This window comes from Roseomonas elaeocarpi, assembly GCF_042433915.1.
GTDB lineage: Bacteria > Pseudomonadota > Alphaproteobacteria > Acetobacterales > Acetobacteraceae > Roseomonas > Roseomonas elaeocarpi.
This window is the reverse complement of the sequence record NZ_JBHLUN010000007.1, coordinates 174,820-192,616: the sequence shown is the minus strand read 5'-3', so window position 1 is coordinate 192,616 and position 17,797 is coordinate 174,820. Positions and strand designations below refer to the sequence as shown.

General features: G+C 74.2%; 17 protein-coding genes. 13 read left to right on the top strand and 4 right to left on the bottom strand.

The genetic code is table 11. The features are described from left to right. Window positions 1-93 precede the first annotated feature (93 nt). From ACFFGY_RS10975 to ACFFGY_RS10960, 4 genes are all read right to left on the bottom strand, one after another. Window positions 94-1,095 carry a zinc-binding alcohol dehydrogenase family protein gene (locus ACFFGY_RS10975; protein ID WP_377044529.1) on the bottom strand — a complete coding sequence of 334 codons (1,002 nt, stop codon included), beginning with the start codon at window positions 1,093-1,095 and terminating at the stop codon, window positions 94-96. Between the two features lie 549 nt (window positions 1,096-1,644). Beyond that, window positions 1,645-1,881 carry a DUF6894 family protein gene (locus ACFFGY_RS10970; RefSeq protein ID WP_377044528.1) on the bottom strand — a complete coding sequence of 79 codons (237 nt, stop codon included), beginning with the start codon at window positions 1,879-1,881 and terminating at the stop codon, window positions 1,645-1,647. Between the two features lie 407 nt (window positions 1,882-2,288). Further along, complete coding sequence (locus ACFFGY_RS10965; protein ID WP_377044527.1) at window positions 2,289-3,002, bottom strand: M48 family metallopeptidase; 714 nt, start codon at window positions 3,000-3,002, stop codon at window positions 2,289-2,291. Between the two features lie 204 nt (window positions 3,003-3,206). Then, window positions 3,207-3,545 carry a cupin domain-containing protein gene (locus ACFFGY_RS10960; RefSeq protein WP_377044526.1) on the bottom strand — a complete coding sequence of 113 codons (339 nt, stop codon included), beginning with the start codon at window positions 3,543-3,545 and terminating at the stop codon, window positions 3,207-3,209. 399 nt (window positions 3,546-3,944) lie between these two features. On the opposite strand from ACFFGY_RS10960, the gene ACFFGY_RS10955 reads away from it, so the two are divergent. From ACFFGY_RS10955 to ACFFGY_RS10895, 13 genes are all read left to right on the top strand, one after another. Next, window positions 3,945-5,081 carry an alpha/beta hydrolase gene (locus ACFFGY_RS10955; RefSeq protein ID WP_377044525.1) on the top strand — a complete coding sequence of 379 codons (1,137 nt, stop codon included), beginning with the start codon at window positions 3,945-3,947 and terminating at the stop codon, window positions 5,079-5,081. A 383-nt stretch (window positions 5,082-5,464) separates the two neighbouring features. After that, the gene (locus tag ACFFGY_RS10950; RefSeq protein WP_377044524.1) at window positions 5,465-7,147 is read left to right on the top strand and encodes a leucyl aminopeptidase; all 1,683 of its coding nucleotides are present in this window, start codon (window positions 5,465-5,467) and stop codon (window positions 7,145-7,147) included. Window position 7,148: 1 nt separating this feature from the next. Beyond that, window positions 7,149-8,618 (top strand): leucyl aminopeptidase family protein, encoded by a 1,470-nt coding sequence (locus ACFFGY_RS10945; RefSeq protein ID WP_377044523.1) that lies wholly within the window; start codon window positions 7,149-7,151, stop codon window positions 8,616-8,618. Continuing rightward, on the top strand, window positions 8,611-9,060 hold the full coding sequence (locus ACFFGY_RS10940) for a DNA polymerase III subunit chi (RefSeq protein ID WP_377044522.1): 450 nt from the start codon (window positions 8,611-8,613) through the stop codon (window positions 9,058-9,060). The genes ACFFGY_RS10945 and ACFFGY_RS10940 overlap by 8 nt, the downstream gene beginning before the upstream one ends. A gap of 238 nt (window positions 9,061-9,298) precedes the next feature. Beyond that, complete coding sequence (locus ACFFGY_RS10935; RefSeq protein ID WP_377044521.1) at window positions 9,299-10,120, top strand: 3'(2'),5'-bisphosphate nucleotidase CysQ family protein; 822 nt, start codon at window positions 9,299-9,301, stop codon at window positions 10,118-10,120. Between the two features lie 73 nt (window positions 10,121-10,193). Beyond that, the gene (locus ACFFGY_RS10930) at window positions 10,194-11,186 is read left to right on the top strand and encodes an L-threonylcarbamoyladenylate synthase (RefSeq protein ID WP_377044520.1); all 993 of its coding nucleotides are present in this window, start codon (window positions 10,194-10,196) and stop codon (window positions 11,184-11,186) included. Between the two features lie 169 nt (window positions 11,187-11,355). After that, complete coding sequence (locus ACFFGY_RS10925; RefSeq protein ID WP_377044519.1) at window positions 11,356-11,934, top strand: DUF6976 family protein; 579 nt, start codon at window positions 11,356-11,358, stop codon at window positions 11,932-11,934. A 182-nt stretch (window positions 11,935-12,116) separates the two neighbouring features. Beyond that, window positions 12,117-13,031: an ABC transporter permease subunit gene (locus ACFFGY_RS10920; RefSeq protein WP_377044518.1), complete on the top strand. Its 915-nt coding sequence runs from the start codon at window positions 12,117-12,119 to the stop codon at window positions 13,029-13,031. Continuing rightward, window positions 13,028-14,473: a high-affinity branched-chain amino acid ABC transporter permease LivM gene (livM, locus tag ACFFGY_RS10915; RefSeq protein WP_377044517.1), complete on the top strand. Its 1,446-nt coding sequence runs from the start codon at window positions 13,028-13,030 to the stop codon at window positions 14,471-14,473. The genes ACFFGY_RS10920 and livM overlap by 4 nt, the downstream gene beginning before the upstream one ends. An 11-nt stretch (window positions 14,474-14,484) precedes the next feature. Then, window positions 14,485-15,399 carry an ABC transporter ATP-binding protein gene (locus ACFFGY_RS10910; protein ID WP_456316159.1) on the top strand — a complete coding sequence of 305 codons (915 nt, stop codon included), beginning with the start codon at window positions 14,485-14,487 and terminating at the stop codon, window positions 15,397-15,399. Window positions 15,400-15,473: 74 nt separating this feature from the next. Beyond that, window positions 15,474-16,175 carry an ABC transporter ATP-binding protein gene (locus ACFFGY_RS10905; protein WP_377044616.1) on the top strand — a complete coding sequence of 234 codons (702 nt, stop codon included), beginning with the start codon at window positions 15,474-15,476 and terminating at the stop codon, window positions 16,173-16,175. Window positions 16,176-16,218: 43 nt separating this feature from the next. Then, window positions 16,219-17,001 (top strand): SDR family NAD(P)-dependent oxidoreductase, encoded by a 783-nt coding sequence (locus ACFFGY_RS10900; RefSeq protein WP_377044516.1) that lies wholly within the window; start codon window positions 16,219-16,221, stop codon window positions 16,999-17,001. Continuing rightward, window positions 16,998-17,777 (top strand): N-acyl homoserine lactonase family protein, encoded by a 780-nt coding sequence (locus ACFFGY_RS10895; protein WP_377044515.1) that lies wholly within the window; start codon window positions 16,998-17,000, stop codon window positions 17,775-17,777. The genes ACFFGY_RS10900 and ACFFGY_RS10895 overlap by 4 nt, the downstream gene beginning before the upstream one ends. Window positions 17,778-17,797: the final 20 nt, after the last annotated feature.

Below are 17,797 nucleotides of genomic sequence, written 5' to 3'. Positions count from 1 at the left end.
CTGGGGATGCACCTCGCGAGTGCAGCATCTTTGCCCGTGCCGCGCGAGGGGCCGCCGGGCCGGCACACGCGATGCCCGCCCGGCGGAACGGGCTCAGAAGCCCTCGAGCACCGCCTTGCCGCGCATCGTGCCGCTTTCCACCGCGGCATGGGCCTGCTGAAGGTTGCTGGCGTTGATGCGGCCGAAGTGCCGGCCCAGCGTGGTGCGGAGCCGGCCCTCGTCCACCAGGCGCGACACCTCTCCCAGGATGCGGTGCTGCTCGGCAATGTCGGGCGTGTTGTGGACGGCGCGGGTGAACATGTATTCCCAGGCCAGCCGCCCGGACTTGCTTTTCAGCCGCGTCACGTCGGCGTCGTGCAGGTCGTCGATCACGCCGATCGTGCCGCCCGGGGTCAGCAGATCCGTCAGCGCCACCCAGTTGCGCGGCGTTTCCGTGGTCGAGAACACGAAGCGCACAGGATAGCCCAGCGCCTTCGCCTGCGCCGCGAGGTCGCCGGAATGGTCGAGTACGTGGTGGGCACCGAGATTCTCGCACCATTGGCGCGTTTCCGGGCGCGAGGCGGTGGTGATCACGGTGTGGTCGGTCAGCAGCCGCAGGAGCTGGATCGCCACCGAGCCGACGCCGCCGGCGCCGCCGGTCACCAGCACCGGCTCACGCCCCCCGCGCGGGACGCCCATGCGCTCGAACAGCGCCTCGTAAGCCGTCAGCGAGGTGAGCGGCAGGGCAGCCGACTCGGCGAAGGAGATCGTGCGCGGCCGGCGGCCCACGATGCGCTCATCGACCAGCTGCAGCTCGGCATTGCTGCCGGGGCGGTTGACCGCACCGGCGTAGAAGACCTCATCGCCCACGTGGAACAGCCGCACGTCCGGCCCCACGGCCCGCACCACGCCGGCCGCGTCGAAGCCCAGCACCCGCGGCTCGCCGGCCGGGTCGGCGTTGCGCCGGACCTTGGTGTCCACCGGGTTCACGGACACGGCCCGCACCTCCACCAGCAGGTCGTGGCCGTGCGGCGCGTGCGGCTCGTGCAGGTTGAGGTCCAGCAGCACGTCCGGGTGATCGACCGGGTGGCAGTGCGTGTAGGCGACAGCTTTCATCTCGCGCTCCTGGTTCGGGCCGGCCGCGGCGGCCGGGATCGTTGCTGGACATGGTGCGCCCCGTTGCGCCGCCAAAGCGGGGCTGCCAGCACGGAGGCGCAGGGCCCGCGAGGAAAGGCAAAGGGGTCGAACGGGCAGGCCGTGGCAACCGGGTCCCGGTGGCGGGAACGAGGGCAGACTGGAGGCCGGGAGCCAGGGCCGGCGCTGCAACGGCCAGCGCGGCGGGGAAAGCTGGCGCGGCCGGAGCAGGCGGGCGCCGGAACGGCGCAGGGCAGCGGGGGTGGCCGCGGCTGGTTCGCCTTACTTCCTTACTATCTTACCATCTTACTTTCTTACCGGCCTCGCGGGTTCCTGCCGCTGCTCCGGCATGGGGGCGTCACCGGCTCGGCCTAGCCACTCGGGTCGCGTCGAACAGGCTTCGAGCGGGGCAAAGGCTGACCACCGGCCAGCCACCGGCACGTCGGGAACCGTCAGGCCACGTCGCGCCCCGGCCCGGCGCCCGCGGGATGGTGCGGGCGGCCCGCGCAGGCTCCGCCGGCGGCAACGGCCTCACTCGATCCAGCGCGCCATCAGCGACAGGGTCGCGGTGAAGACGAGCCGGTCCGTTTCGTCCCGCACGTCGACGATGAAGTCACGCCGGTTGTCGCCCGGCGACCTGTCCCGGGCGATGTCCGGGAGCACCGCGAGGGCTTCGCGCCTCGCCGCTTCCCCATCGGTCAGTTCGCTGCCCTCCTGGTCGCGCCGGTAGTGCTCGCCGTCGTGAATATCGAAGAAGAATTTGGGCATGGTTCAGGCTATCCCGGCCCCTGGCGGGCCACTGCCGCCTATGTTGCAGCAGGGTGGCTCTCGGGCCCACCTCACGAATCGGAATGGTGCTGTTCCGTCCCAAGCGCGGTGGCCAACCCCGCCGGCCCGCTGCCCGGATGGGGGTTTTCCCAGGCTGGCTGCCGGCGATGGCTCCGGGCTGCCGCGAGGCGCGCGCCCCGGAAGGCCGGCCCACCGGCTAAGATAATATTCCTATATACGCGACTCCGTTTCGGCGCAACACATTCCGGGATGGAGCCTGCGACCGCGCCGTGCCGCTTCCCATCACCGGCGCCGTGGAGCCCGCCCAGGAGAACGCGCGGGCCCGCGGCTCCGGGGCCCGGAGTGCCCGCGACCCGGCCCGGGAGGCGCGAGCCGGTTCGTCCCGTTCAACCTACCCGCAGCAGCCCGGCACCGTGCCGGCGCAGCCAGTCCTGCGCCGCCTCGTGATGCGGGTTGATCGAGCGGAGCACCGCCCAGAAGCGCGGAGAATGGTTCAGCTCGCGCAGGTGCGCGACCTCGTGCGCCACGACGTAGTCCATCACCCATTCGGGCGCGAGCACCAGGCGCCAGGAAAAGGCCAGCGTGCCGTCCGGCGCGCAGGACCCCCAGCGCGAGCGCGTGTCCTTCAGCCGCACCGCGCCGGCGCGCACGCCCAGGCTCGCGGCGTAGCGGGCCACCAGCGGCAGGATGCGTCGCCGCGCCTCGGCCCGCAGGAAGTCGCCCACCCGGCGGGCGAGAAAGGCAGCCTCGCCCGAGGCCACGATCTCGCCGTCCTGGAGAAACACGCCGGCGCGGGCGGCGGGGTCGTGGCGGATGCGGTGCGGGATGCCGCCGAGCGGCACCTCCGCCCCGTCGGCGAAGGCCACCGCGGGGGCCAGGGCGGACAGGCGCTCCATCACCCAGTCGGCGTGGTTGCCCAGCAGCGCCATGCCCTGCCGCCGGCTGCCACGGAGCGGAAGGGTCACCACGACCTCGCCCGAGCGGGCGTCGATGCGCAGCGAGGTGCGGCGGGCGCGGCTGGAGCGCTGCCAGCGGACGGGGCATTCCACCGGCGCGCCGCCGGGCCCGGCCCGCAAAGGGACGCTTTCGCGCAGTTCCATGGCGCCCATCCTGCCCCGGCGGGCCGGACCGCCGCAACAGCGGGGGCGGGAGGACCGGGCCGACGGCGGGGCAAGCCGCCGTCCGACCCGCCCGCCGGCCGCTTCCGCTCCGCAGTCACCTCGGCCGGTCAGCCCCGAAGCCAGTCGGTCACGCCAGCCGTCAGCCCGCCAGTTGGCTAGTCAGCCGGTCAGCCGATCAGCCGATCAGCCGGGAAAGCTCTTGATCTCGATCTCCACGAAGCTCAGCGGTGCCTCGCCGGCGTTGACGACGTTGTGCTCGACGCCCGCGGGGCGGTCGTAGGACAGGCCGGCGCGGAGCTCGGCGCGGGTGCCGGTGCCGTCGGGCGCTTCCACCAGCAGCGTGCCGTCGGTGATCGGCACCACGACGTAGGCCCAGCCGTGCCGGTGCGCCCCGGTCTCGGCGCCGGGCGCGAAGTCCCAGCGCATGACGCGCACGCGGTCGTTGTCCGTCTGGAGGGTGGCCACGGCCGGGACCCGGCAGCGCAGCGGTTCGCGGGCGGACGCGCGGGTGAGGTCGCTCATCGGCGGTTCCTTGCTTCTCGTGGTGGTGGAGGGAGCGATCCTGCGCCGGGCGCGGGCATCCGGCCAGCGGGGCGCGCCGGGGCGCGGACGGGCGGCCCGCGGTGCGTGGGCCGAGGCTCGGGGCTCGGGGCTCGGGGCTCGGGGCTCGGGGCTCGGGGCGCATGACCGAGCGCGGCGCGATCTTCCACCCGCGCATGGATGCCTGAAGGGGCGGGCCAATCCTGCGTCCGCTGCGGCGCCTTCCCGCGCGCCGCGACGAATCGGCTGGCCGCCGCGCTGCCGGCCGTCCGTGCGGACGAGAGCCCGCCGGGTCCGGGATTATCAGCTCCCGGCACGCCTCCATATGACGGGGCACGGGGCACCGCCGGGGCTGCCCCGCCGCGGAACAGGAGTTCTGGGATGCATCGCCGCCTCTTGCTTGCCGGCTCCGTCGCCGGGGTCACCGCCCTGCCCTTCCGCCCGGGCCTTGCCGCCGGGACGGCAGCGCGCGACCTCGTGTGGGACGTGCTGGCCGGGGGCGATGCGGCGCGGCCCTACCGGATCTTCCTGCGGGTCCCGGCCGCGCCGCCGCCGGCCGAGGGCTACCCGGTCTTCTACATGCTCGACGGGGAAGCGCAGTTCGGGCTGGTGGAGGCGGCGCTGCGCGACGACGGCGCCCGCGACGAGGCGGCGGCCGGGGGCACCCAGGCCAGGGGTGCTCAGGCTGGGGACGCTCAGGCTGGGCACGCTCCGGCAGGCAACGTCCCGGCCGGCGAGGTTCCGGCTGGCAGCGCTCGGGCTGGCGATGCCCGGGCTGGCGACACCCAGGCCGGCGACACCCAGACCGGCAACACCCGCACCGGCAGCACCCGCACCGGCAGCACCCGGGCCGAGAACGGGCCGGACGAGGCATCGGCGACCCCGCCGGGAGGAGAGGTGCCACGCGACGGGGTGGAGCCGGTGGTGCCAGGGCTGGTGGTGGCGATCGGCTACGCCGGCGAGTCGCGGCGGGAATACGACTACACCCCGCCGAGCGAGGGCGGGCCGGCGGAGGAAGGCGGCGCCGAAGGCTTCCTCGACTTCATCGAGCGGGAGCTGAAGCCGCGCGTGGAAGCCGCCTTTCCGGTCGACCGCCGGCGGCAGGCGCTCTACGGCCATTCCTACGGCGGGCTCTTCGCGCTCTACGCGCTGTTCACCCGCCCCGGCAGCTTCCACCGCACCGTCGCGGCCAGCCCCTCGATCTGGTACGGCAACGGCGCGGTGCTGCGGGCGGAGGAGCGCTTCGCCGCCAGCCCGCCGCCCGATGCCGGCGCGCTGGAGCTGCTGGTGACGGTGGGCGAGCTGGAAGGCGGCCGTCCCGGTTCGGCGGGCGGCGACAGCGACCTCGCGCGGGTGGCGCAGCAGGTGGAGCGGGCGCGCGCCCTGTCGGACCGCCTCGGCGTGCTGGGCGAGCGGGGGCCGCGGATGCGGTTCCACATCTTTCCCGGCCAGAACCACGGCAGCGTGATCCCGGTGGCGCTGCGGCGCGGGCTGCGCTTCGCGTTCCGGCCCGGCTGAGCGGGCGGCGCGTTTCCGCCGGCGCGCCCTGCCCGCCGGCCGGCGCCACCTGCCGGTTCCCGCACGCACGCCGCGTTATGCACGCGCCCCTGTTTGCGGGCTCCCTGTTCGCACGCCGTGAGGGCGCGCCCGTTCCTGCGCGACAGTTCCTGCGCGACCGTCCACGCTCCTGCCCGCGCGCCGCCTGCTCACACCCGCTCCCGCCCGCAGGCCGCCGCCCGCCTTCATCCGCCTGCCCGCATCCGCCCGCCCGCATCCGCCTGGGCGGGGTGGCCGCGAAACCTTGTCGCACCGGATGGGTGCCGGGCCGGGCGCGGCGGGGTATGCGCCGCGCGGGGCGGTGCTATCTATCGTGTCATCGTTTCTCGTGAGGCCGCCCGACCATGCTCGACATCGCCTTCGCCAAGCCCGTTCTTCCCGCAGGCGGTGGCCTCGCCATCCTGCTGACCGAGGACGACCTGGGCGGGGGCGCCTGGCACAGCTGGGACCAGTCGCTGGGCGGCATCATCGCGCGCGGCATCGCGGCGGCCGAGTTCAAGGCGCGGCGCAACCAGACCGCGGTGCTGCTGGCGCCGGGCGGCGGGCTGAACCGGCTGGTGCTGGTGGGCGTGGGCAAGCGCGCCGAGCTCGACGCCGCCACGGTGGAGGCGGCCGGTGGCACCGCGGCGGTGGCGCTGGCCGGCGAGGGCACCGCGGCGATCGACGCGCGGGCGGTGGGCGGCTGGGCCGGGCGCACGGCGGATGCGGCGGCCGCGGCGGCGGCGGACGCGGCGCTGGGGGCGGTGCTGCGGCTGTATCGCTTCGACCGCTACCGCACCACCGAGAAGCCCGAGGACAAGCCGCGCATGGCGGCGCTCAAGGTGCTGTGCGACGACCCGGCGGCCGCGCGGGATGCCTGGCCCGAGCGCCGGGCGGTGGCGGATGGCGTGTTCCTGGCCCGTGATCTCGTCAGCGAACCGGCCAACATCCTGTATCCCGAGGAATTCGCTGACCGGCTGGAGAAGCTGGAAAAGCTCGGCCTCGACGTCGAGGTGCTGGGCCCGAAGGACATGCGCAAGCTGGGCTTCGGTGCGCTGCTCGGCGTGGCGCAGGGCTCCGAGCGGGAGCCGCGCATGGTGGTGATGCGCTGGAACGGCACCGGCACCAAGAGGCCCACGAAGCCGCTGTGCTTCGTGGGCAAGGGCGTGACCTTCGACACCGGCGGCATCTCCATCAAGCCCGCCGGCGGCATGGAGGACATGAAGTGGGACATGGCCGGCGCCGGCGCGGTGGCGGGGCTGATGGCGGCGCTGGCGGGCCGCAAGGCCAAGGTGGACGCGGTGGGCCTCGTGGGGCTGGTGGAGAACATGCCGTCGGGTACCGCGCAGCGGCCGGGCGACGTGGTGACCTCGGCCTCCGGGCAGACGATCGAGGTGATCAACACCGACGCGGAAGGGCGCCTCGTGCTGGCCGACGTGCTCTGGTACGCCAAGAAGCGTTTCGACCCGGCCTTCATGATCGACCTGGCCACGCTGACGGGCGCCATCATCATCGGCCTGGGCCACGAGCACGCGGGGATGTTCTCCAACGACGACGGCCTGGCGGAGCGGCTGAGCGGGGTCGGCAAGAGCACCGGTGAGCTGGTGTGGCGGATGCCGCTGGGCGATGCCTACGACCGGCAGATCCGCTCCGACATCGCCGACATGAAGAATGTCGGCGGGCGGCCGGGCGGCTCCATCACCGCGGCGCAGTTCATCCAGCGCTTCGTGGACGGCTGCCCCTGGGTCCACCTCGACATCGCGGGCGTGGCCTGGAGCACCAAGGACCAACCGGTGGCCCCCAAGGGCGCCACGGCCTGGGGCGTGCGGCTGCTCGACCGCTTCGTGGCCGAGCACTACGAGAACCTTGCCGCCCTGCCCGCGCCGGTGCCCGCCGAGCAGGTGGAGGCCGCCGTGACCGGCAGCGGTTCCTCCGCCGCGATGCTGAGCGAAGGCGAGCCCGCCCCGGTGGTTGCCGCCCCCGAGCCCGCCGCGGCCGCCGAGCCGGTGGCCGCGCCCAAGGGCGGCCGACGCCCGCGCAAGCGCTGAGGTGATCGCGCTCCGCTTCGTGCGGGAGGTCTCGGGGGGAGGTGACGGCGAGGTCCGCCGCCTGCTGCCCCTGCGGCCCGGCGCGGCCCATTCGCATGAAACGGCGGCGCGCTTCGCCGGCTTCCGTGCCGGGCGCGGCGAGGTGGCGGCGCTGGCGGCACCGGCGCCCGTGCTGCTGGGGCTGGGCGATGCCGGCGACCTCGGCGCCTGGGAGGAGGCCGGGGCCGCGGCGGTGCTGAGCTGCGGCCGTGCGACCCATGCCGTGATCGACGCGCGCCGCGCCGCGCCGGAGGAGGCGGCTGCGCTGGCCGCCGGGGCCGCGCTGCGCGCCTGGCGCTTCGGCCGACACCGCCGGCCGGACGAGGACGAGGCGCGGTTTCCCGAGCACCTCGACATCCTGGTGGACGACCCGGCCCTGGCGCTGCACCGCTGGGAGGCGGAGGAACCGGCGATCCGCGCCACGCTGCGGGCGCGCGACTGGGTGGCCGAGCCCGGCAACCACCTCGGCCCCAAGGGCTTCACCGCGGCGCTGGAAGACCTCACCCAGTACGGGCTGGAGGTCGAGGTGCTGCGCCGCAAGGAGCTGGCGCGGCAGGGCTACGGCGCGATCCTGGCGGTGGGCGGGGGCGCGGCGGAGTCCCCGCGCCTGGTGGTGATCCGCTGGCCGGGCGATCGCGGGCGCGACGGCGAGGCCGTGGCGCCGGTGGTCTTCGTGGGCAAGGGCATCACCTTCGACACCGGGGGCATCTCGATCAAGCCGGCCGCCGGCATGGAGGAGATGCGCGCCGACATGGCCGGGGCCGCCGCGGCGGCGGGGGCGATGATGGCGCTGGCGCTGCGCGGCAGCCGTGCTCCGGCAGCGGCGGTGCTGGCGATCGCCGAGAACGCCACGGGCAGCGGGTCCTACCGCCCGGGCGACGTGGTGCGCACGGGCTCCGGCCGGACGGTGGAGGTCGTGGACACCGATGCCGAGGGGCGCATGGTGCTGGCCGACGCGCTGCACCACGCCTGCGCGGTGCTGCGGGCGGGGGCGGTGATCGACCTCGCGACGCTGACCGGCTCCGTCGTGGTGGCGCTGGGCCATCACCGCGCCGGGCTGTTCGGCAACGACGACGGCTTGCGCGACGCGGTGCTGCGGGCTGGCGAGGCCACGGCGCAGCCCGCCTGGCCCATGCCGATCGGCACGCGCCACCGCGAGGACCTGCGCAGCGACATCGCCGACCTGCTGCAGTGCCGGCCGGGCGGGCAGGCGACGCGCTGGCTGGACCGCTTCACGCCCGATGCCTCGCACGCCGCGGCCTTTCTGCGGGAATTCGTGGGGAACACGCCCTGGGCGCATCTCGACATCGCCGGCGTCGAAACGCGGGAGGAGGATGCGCCGGCGGGGCCGAAGGGTCCCACCGGCTTCGGGGTGCGGCTGCTGGACCGCCTCGTGCGCGACCGGTTCGAGCCGCGGCGGCGCCGTGGCTGAGGTCGGCTTCTACCATCTGACCCGCACGCCGCTGGATCAGGCGCTGCCGCGGCTGCTGGGCCGCGTGCTGGAGAGCGGCGGGCGCGCCGTGGTGCTGTGCGGCGGAGCGGAGCGGCTGGCGGCGCTGGACGCCTCGCTGTGGCTGAGCACCGATCCGGACTGGCTGCCCCATGGCAGCCCCGCCACGGGACGTGCGGAGATGCAGCCGATCTGGCTGACCACGGAGGACGAGGCACCCAACGGCGCCCGCTTCCTGTTCCTGGTGGACGGGGCCGAGAGCGGGCGCCTCGACCGGTTCGACCGGGTGCTGGACCTGTTCGACGGCAACGACGCCGAGGCCACCGCCGCCGCGCGGGAGCGCTGGCGCCGCGCCAAGGCCGCCGGGCACGCGCTGGCCTATTGGCAGCAGACCGCGCGCGGGTGGGAGCGCAAGGCGGGCTGAGGATCGCGGGCCCGGCCTGTGACGCCGGGGCGGTGTGGCGGCCGGTCGCGCTGGGCCGTGGCGCCGGGCCATCGTGACAGGTCATCGTGCCAAGCCACCGTGACGGTCAACCAAGACCGGCCAGCGTGACGGGCGGTCATGCCAGGCAACCGTGCGGAAGGGTGAAATCGCCGCCACGCGCCCCTGCTGGCATCGCGGCGCGGTGGTGCCGGCGGGTGTGCGACGCTATCTCCAACCCATGAACATCGCAGCAGGCACGGCACAGACCCACACGGACGAGGAGCTGCTGGAACTGGCGGCGCGGCTCGCCACCCTGGCATCGGCCGCGATCCTCGCGGTGCGCGACGCGGGCTTCCAGGTGGAGCGCAAGAGCGACCGCTCGCCGGTCACGGAGGCCGACCACGCGGCCGAGGCGATCATCCTGGAAGGGCTGCGCGCCGCCACGCCGGAGATCCCGGTGGTGGCGGAGGAAGAGGTCTGCGGCGGCCACGTCCCGACGCTGGCGCATCGCTACTGGCTGGTGGACCCGCTCGACGGCACGCGCGAATTCGCCGCCGGCACCGACAGCTACGCCGTGTGCATCGGGCTGGTGGAAGGCGACCGCCCCCGGCTGGGCGTGGTGGCGCTGCCCGCCACGGGCGAGCTCTTCGCGGGCATCGTCGGGGCGGAGGGCGGCCCGGGCGTCGCCTGGAAGCAGGACGCGGCCGGGCGCCGCGCCATCGCCGCGCGCACCCCGCCGGCGGAAGGCATCACCGTGATGTTCAGCCAGCACTACCGGGGCGACCCGCGGCTAGGCAGCTTCCTGGCCGGGCGCCGGGTGGCCGACGTCGTGAACTGCGGCTCGGCGGTGAAGTTCTGCCGCCTGGCCGAAGGGGCGGCCGACCTTTACCCGCGCTTCGGGCGCACCATGGAATGGGACACGGCGGCCCCGCAGGCGCTGCTGGAGGCCGCCGGCGGCCGGGTGCTGGACGAGCGGACGGGCGCGCCGCTTCGCTACGGCAAGCCGGAGTTCGAGAACGGCGGCTTCACGGCCTGGGGCCGGGGCGGCGACGCCCCGTGACGGCGACGGAGCGGCACGCCCGCCCGGCCGGGATCGCGGCCCGTCCGCGCGGCGCCGGGACGCCGGCGGCGCGATGAAGGCGCGCGCGACCGAGCGGCTGCCGGCCGAGGCGGTGGAGCGGGCGGCGGCGCTGCTGCGGGCCGGGCGCCTCGTCGCCTTTCCCACCGAGACCGTCTACGGGCTGGGCGCCGATGCCCGCGACGGCGCGGCGGTAGCCGCCGTCTTCGCGGCCAAGGGCCGGCCGTCCTTCAACCCGCTGATCGCGCATTTCCACGCGGCCGAGGCCGCCTTCCGCGAGGTCGTGGCGGACGGGCGTGCCCGGCAACTGGCGGCCCGCTTCTGGCCCGGGCCGCTGACGCTGGTGCTGCCGCGTCATGCCGCCTCGCGGATAGACCCGCTGACCACCGCCGGCGCCGACACGGTCGCGGTGCGCGTGCCGTCGCACCCGCTGGCGCAGCGGCTGCTGCGCGCGGTGGACGGGCCGGTGGCGGCCCCCTCGGCCAACCGTTCCGGCGCGGTGTCGCCCACCACGGCGGCGCACGTGCTCGAAGGGCTGGATGGGCGGGTGGACGCGGTGATCGACGGCGGCGCCTGCGCGGTCGGGGTGGAAAGCACGGTGCTGGACCTCAGCGGCCCCGTGGCGGTGCTGCTGCGCCCGGGCGGCGTCGCGGCCGAGGCGATCGAGCGCGAGATCGGGCCGCTCGCCCACCCGCCGGGCACGGGGCACGCCGCACCGTCCGGAGGGGCGCCGCTGCCCTCGCCGGGGATGCTGCTGTCGCACTACGCGCCCACGCTGCCGGTACGGCTGGACGCCGTGTCGGTGGCGGCGGACGAGGCGCTGCTGGCCTTCGGCCCGCCGCTCGCCGGCGCCGGGGCCTGCTGGAACCTGTCGGAAGCGGGCGACACCACCGAGGCGGCCTCGCGCCTGTTTTCCGGGCTGCGCCACCTAGACAGCGAGGGCCGCCGGCTGGGCCTGCGCCGCATCGCCGCGATGCCGGTGCCGGAGCGGGGACTCGGCGCCGCGGTCAACGACCGCCTCCGCCGCGCCGCCGCGCCGCGGGACTGAGGCCCGGGACCGGAGCCATCGCGCTGGGCGCAGCGGCGCAACGCCACGGTCGGCGGCACGATCCGCCGTCCTCACGCGGATGAGACCCGAGGGGGTGCGCGTCGTAACCGGCCGTTAACCATCCGGCGTGCATGAAGCTCCCGTAAACAGCGGCTCGGGAGGCGGTGCCATGCGGAACCTGATCGTCACGGCGGCGGAAGCGGCCGCCCTTATCGCGTCCGGCACGGTTATGCTGGTGTCGGGGCCGGAGCGTGCCCTGGCCGCGCTGCCCTACGGCCGCTGGATCGGCACCACGGCGGAACAGCCCGCCGAGAACGAGAGCGGCATCGAGGCCGAGCGCCTGTGCTGCACCCTGATCGAGCCGAACCGTGAAATCCGCATCGCGCTGGTGCCGCCGGGCGCCCGCCCCGTCCGCCCCGCCGGCGCCGTGTGCCACCTGATGACGCCGGGCCAGCCGCTGCGCCGCCTGACCGACGGGGCACCGGAGGCCGTGGCCCCGACCCCGGTGGAGGGCGGCTCCGCCCGGGTCTTCGACGGCCGCTCCGGCATGGCGTTCGACGCGCTGTCGCTGGCGCTGACCGTCTGCGCCCCGGCCGAGACCCTGGCCGCCGCACCGGCCCGCCCGGCGCAGCGCCGCCTGCGCCTCGTGCCCTCGCCCAGCCGGCGGGTCGCGGCGTTTCACGGCACCGGCCCGGCCCGCCCGGCGCATGGCCGCTCGCCCGTCGCGGTGATGAAGCCCGAGGACTGATCCACCCCGACGCGGTTCCCGCACCTCGCGGAGCCGCGCGGCGCGGGACCGCAGGGTCCGTCGTCGGCCGGGGCGCGGCGGAGCGGTTCGGAACAAAGCGCCCCGTCCGGCGATGACAGCGCGGCGCTTCCCGGCGTAGCCTTTCCTGTGACACACCGATGACGCAGGAAAAGGATCGCCGCTTGGCCTATGCGCTGCAGCAGCTCATCAACGGCATCTCGCTGGGGATGATCTACGGGTTGATCGCCGTCGGCTACACGATGGTTTACGGCATCGTGGGCATGATCAACTTCGCTCATGGCGACATCTTCATGATCGGCGCCTTTTCCATGCTGATCGGGCTGCTGCTGCTCGGCGGCGGCAGCATGGCCACGGGCGCCATGGCGATCCTGGCGGCGCTGGTCTTTTCCATGGCGATCACCGCGCTCTACGGCTGGACGGTGGAACGCGTGGCCTACCGTCCCTTGCGCGGTTCCTTCCGGCTGGCGCCGCTGATCAGCGCCATCGGCATGTCGATCCTGCTGCAGAACTTCGTGCAGGTCAGCCAAGGCGCGCGGGTCAAGCCGATCGAGCCCATCGTGCGCGGCGGCATCACCCTGATGGAACAGGACGGCTTCGCGGTGCAGCTGAGCTGGATCCAGCTGGCGATCCTGGTGATCACGCTCCTGGTGCTGGCGGTGTTCACCGTGCTGGTGACGCGGACCCGGCTCGGCCGCGCGATGCGGGCGGTGGAGCAGGACCGCAAGATGGCCGCGCTGCTGGGCGTCAACACCGACCGCACCATCTCGCTGGCCTTCGTGCTGGGGGCGGCGCTGGCGGCGGTGGCGGGCGGCCTCTACCTCGTGCGCTACGGCGTGATCGACTTCTACATCGGCTTCCTGGCGGGGGTGAAAGCCTTCACCGCCGCGGTGCTGGGCGGCATCGGATCGTTGCCCGGCGCGGTGCTGGGCGGGTTGCTGATCGGGCTGATCGAGACCTTCTGGAGCGCCTACTTCTCGGTGCAGTACAAGGACGTCGCGGCCTTCTCGATCCTGGCGCTGACGCTGCTGTTCCTGCCCACCGGCCTGCTCGGCCGGCAGGAGATCGAGAAGGTATGAGCGGCACGGAGGATGCCTCCCCCGGCGGGGCGGCCAGCCTGAACAGTGCCGAGGGCGCCGGACGGCCCGGCGGAACCGGGCACCTCGACGACGGCGTTCCCCTGCCCGGCGAGGCCGGCGGCATTCCGCGGCCCGAGCCGGGTTTCACACCGCCCACCCCGCGCGGCCCGGTCGATTTCGGCGGCGCGCTGCGCGAAGGCGTGATGGCGGCGCTGGTGGCGGCGGGCCTTTTCGTGCCGCTGGTGGGGCTGCGCACCGACGTGGGCGAGACCGGGCTGATCCTGCGCAGCCGCTGGGGCGACGTCGCGATCCTGGTGGCGCTGGCCTTCCTCGGCCGCACCGCGATGGGCCTGTGGAACCGCCGGCATCCGCGCGCCGCGCGATCCTGGTCGCCCAAGCTGCCGTCCTGGGTGTCGCGCGTGGTGGCGCCGGTGCTGCTGGGGCTGGCGCTGGTGATGCCCTTCATCCCCGGCATCGGCCGCTACGAGCTCGACCTCGCGGTGCTGGTGCTGACCTACGTGATGCTGGGCTGGGGGCTCAACATCGTGGTGGGGCTCGCGGGGTTGCTCGACCTCGGCTACGTCGCCTTCTACGCGGTGGGCGCTTATACCTACGCGCTGCTGGCGCAGTATTTCGGGCTGAGCTTCTGGGTCTGCCTGCCGCTGGCGGGGATCATGGCCGCTTTCTGGGGCGTGCTGCTGGGCTTTCCGGTGCTGCGGCTGCGCGGCGACTACCTGGCGATCGTGACGCTGGCCTTCGGCGAGATCATCCGGGTGGTGCTGATCAACTGGGTGTCGCTGACCAACGGGCCCAACGGCATTTCTGGCATCCCGCGCCCGGGGCTCTTCGGGCTCGACTTCTCCATGAGCGGCGGGCCTGGCACCTTTGCCGGCTTCTTCGGGCTGACGCCCTCACCCATCCACCGGGTGATCTTCCTGTATTACCTGATCCTCGCCATGGCGCTGCTGACCAACTGGGTGACGCTGCGGCTGCGGCGCCAGCCGCTGGGCCGCGCCTGGGAGGCGCTGCGCGAGGACGAGATCGCGGCCCGCGCGCTGGGCATCAACATCACGGTCACCAAGCTGACGGCCTTCGCTCTGGGCGCCATGTTCGGCGGCTTCGCCGGCGCCTTCTTCGCGACCCGGCAGGCCTTCATCAGCCCGGAGTCCTTCACCTTCATCGAGAGCGCCATCATCCTGGCGATCGTGGTGCTGGGCGGCCTCGGATCGCAGCTGGGCGTCGCCATCGCGGCGCTGGTGATGATCGGCGGCTTCGAGGTGTTCCGCGACCTGCAGGAATGGCGGATGCTGGTGTTCGGTGCCGCCATGGTGGTGATCATGGTGTGGCGTCCGCGCGGCATCGTTTCCACCCGCACGCCCTCGGTGTCGCTGGGCAAGCGGCGCGCCATCTCGGGCGACCTCGTCGGCCAGGGGCACGGCTGATGGCGCCGGAGATGACGCAGAGCATGGCCGGTCCGGATGGCCGGCCGATGGTGCAGAGCATGGCCGGAACCACGCAGCCTACGGGTACGACGGGCAGCGGCCCGGCTGGACGCGTGGCGGGCACCGGGGCCGCGCCGATCCTGGAAGTCGATGGCCTGACCATGCGCTTCGGCGGGCTGACTGCGGTGAACGAGGTGGGCTTCCGCGCCGCGCGGGGCGAGATCACCGCGGTGATCGGCCCCAACGGTGCCGGCAAGACCACCTGCTTCAACTGCATCACTGGCTTCTACCGACCGACCGCCGGCACGATCCGCCTCCATGCGGCGACCGGCGTGGTGGAGCTGCACCGGCTGTCGGGCCACCGCATCGCGCGCGCCGGCGTGGCGCGGACCTTTCAGAACATCCGGCTGTTCGCCGGCATGACGGTGCTGGAGAACCTGCTCGTCGCGCAGCACAACACGCTGATGGCGGCCACGGGCTGGGGCATCGGCGCGGTGCTGGGCCTGTCGCGCTACCCGCGCGCCGAGCGCGCCGCGATCGAGCGCGCGACGCACTGGCTGAACGAGACGCGGCTGCTGGCGCGCGCCGACGACCCGGCGGGCGCCCTGCCCTACGGCGACCAGCGGCGGCTGGAGATCGCGCGCGCCATGTGCACCGAGCCCGCGCTGCTCTGCCTCGACGAGCCGGCGGCGGGCCTTAATCCTCGTGAGAGCGAGGAGCTGTCGGCGCTGATCCGCCGCATCCGCGATACCGGGACCTCGGTCTTGTTGATCGAGCACGACATGGGCGTGGTGATGGGAATTTCCGACCGCGTGGTGGTGCTCGACCATGGGGTGCTGATCGCCGACGACCTGCCCGCCCGCGTGCGGCAGGACCGCGCCGTGATCGCCGCCTACCTGGGCGAGGACGAGGAGGCGGTGTCGTGAGCCAGGCCGGAACCCTCCCCCGCAACCCCGCCGGCGCCGCCGAAGCGCGGATCGACGGCCGATCCGGTGGGAGCCTGCTGGAGCTGCGGGGCGTTTCCGCCTCCTACGGCGCGGTCGAGGCGCTGCGCGACGTGTCGGTCCACGTGGACCGGGGCGAGATCGTGGCGCTGATCGGGGCCAACGGCGCGGGCAAGTCCACGCTGCTGATGACGATCTGCGGCGCCCCGCGCCCGCGCGCCGGCACCATCACCTTCGAGGGACGCCCGATCACGGCGCTGCCGACGCACGAGGTCGCGCGGCTGGGCATCGCGCAGTCGCCCGAAGGACGCCGGATCTTTCCGCGCATGAGCGTGCGGGAAAACCTGCTGATGGGCGCGCAGCAGTTCGCGCACGACCCGGCGCCGGACCTGGAGCGGGCCTTCGCGCTGTTTCCGCGCCTCAAGGAGCGCGAGGCGCAGCGCGGCGGCACGCTCTCGGGCGGGGAACAGCAGATGCTGGCGATCGCCCGGGCGCTGATGTCGCGGCCGAAGCTGCTGCTGCTCGACGAGCCCTCGCTGGGGCTGGCGCCGCTGATCGTGCGCGGCATCTTCGACGCGATCCGCCGCCTGAACCGTGAGGAAGGGCTGACGGTGCTGCTGGTGGAGCAGAACGCCAACCAGGCGCTGCGGCTGGCCTCGCGCGGCTACGTGCTGGTGAACGGGCGCATCACCATGGAGGACACCGGCGCGGCGCTGCTGGCGCGGCCGGAGGTGCGCGAGGCCTATCTCGGCGGCTGAGGCGGCGTGGCGCCGCAACGGGGCCGGACGGCGGGGGGTTGTTATGACGGGCGATCCGGGGCTGGCGGGTCTGGGGCTCGCCGGCAGGCGCGCGCTGGTGACGGGGGCGGGCAGCGACGGGATCGGCCGCGCCGCGGCGCTCGCCCTGGCACGCGCCGGCGCGCGGGTCGCGGTGCACCACCTCGACCAACCCGAGGCGGCGGCGGCGCTGGCGGAGCGCTGCGGCGGCGTGGCGCTGCAGGCGGATTTCGCCGTGCCGGGTGCCGCGGCGGCGCTGGTGCGCGATGCCGCGGTGGCGCTGGGCGGGCTCGACATCCTGGTGGGCAATGCGGCGATGCTGCTGCGCAAGCCGCTGAGCGAGACCACCGAGGAAGAGTTCGCCAGGGTGCAGGCGGTGAACCTCGCCGCCCCCTTCGCGCTGGCGCGGGAAGCGGCGGCGCTGATGCGCGCAGGCGGCGCGGGCGGGCGGATCGTGCTGGTGTCCTCGGTGAACCAGTGGATGCCCAATCCCGGGCTCGTGGCCTACGGCACCAGCAAGGCCGCGACCGGGGGCCTGGTGCGGCAGCTGGCGCTGGAGCTGGCGGCCGACGGCATCACCGTGAACGCCGTGGCGCCCGGCACCATCCTGACCGACATCAACCGCGCCCGGCACGATGACGCCGACTGGGTGGCGACGAAGCTGTCGCTGATCCCGGCGAACCGGCTCGGCCAGCCGGGCGACGTGGCGGGGGCGATCCTGTTCCTGGCGAGCGATCTCTCGGCCTACGTCACCGGCACCACCGTCACGGTGGATGGGGGCTTAAGCCTGATGGGGTCGCGCGCGTGAGCTGGGAGGTCTTCGCGATCGGCTACGCGGCGGATCCGGGGCGGGTGTCGTCGCGCTGCTTCCTCGATGGGTTCGGCGGTGATGCGCCGATGCCGGGCGCCTACTTCGCCTTTCTGCTGCGCTCGGGCGAACGGCTGGTGATGCTGGACACCGGCGCCGACGCGGCGGTGCTGGCGCGGCTGAACAAGCCCGTGCGCGGCGGCGTGGCGGAAGCGCTCGCGGCGCTGGGCCTCGCGCCCGAGGCGGTGACGGAGGTGGTACAGACCCACCTCCATTGGGACCACGCCGGCAACACCGGGCTGTTTCCCCGCGCCCGCTTCCACCTCCAGCGGCGGGAGCTCGACTACGCCGCCGGGCCTGCGATGCGCCATCCGCTGCTGCGGGCGGGCTTTGAGCCGGGTGAGGTCGCGGCGATGGTGCCGCTGCTGCATGCCGGGCGCCTCGTGCTGCATGACGGGGACTGGGCGGGGCCGGGTGGGATCGAGGGTTTCCACCTCGGCGGCCATACCGACGGGCTGCAGGCGGTCACCGTGCCGACGCGGCGGGGGCGGCTCTGCATGGCAGGCGACGCGGTGTTCCGGCGCGAGAACCTCGAGCGCCGGGTGCCCTTCCCCGCGCTGTTCCACGTCGGCGACGCGCTGGACGCCTTCGAGACGGCGCTGCGGCACGCCGGCGATGATCCGGCCGCCGTGATCCCCGGGCACGACCCGCGCCTGCTGACGGAGTTTCCTGCCGCCGCACCGGGCACCGAGGGCTGGATCACGCGCCTCGACTGACGGGGGTTCCGCGCGGCCCC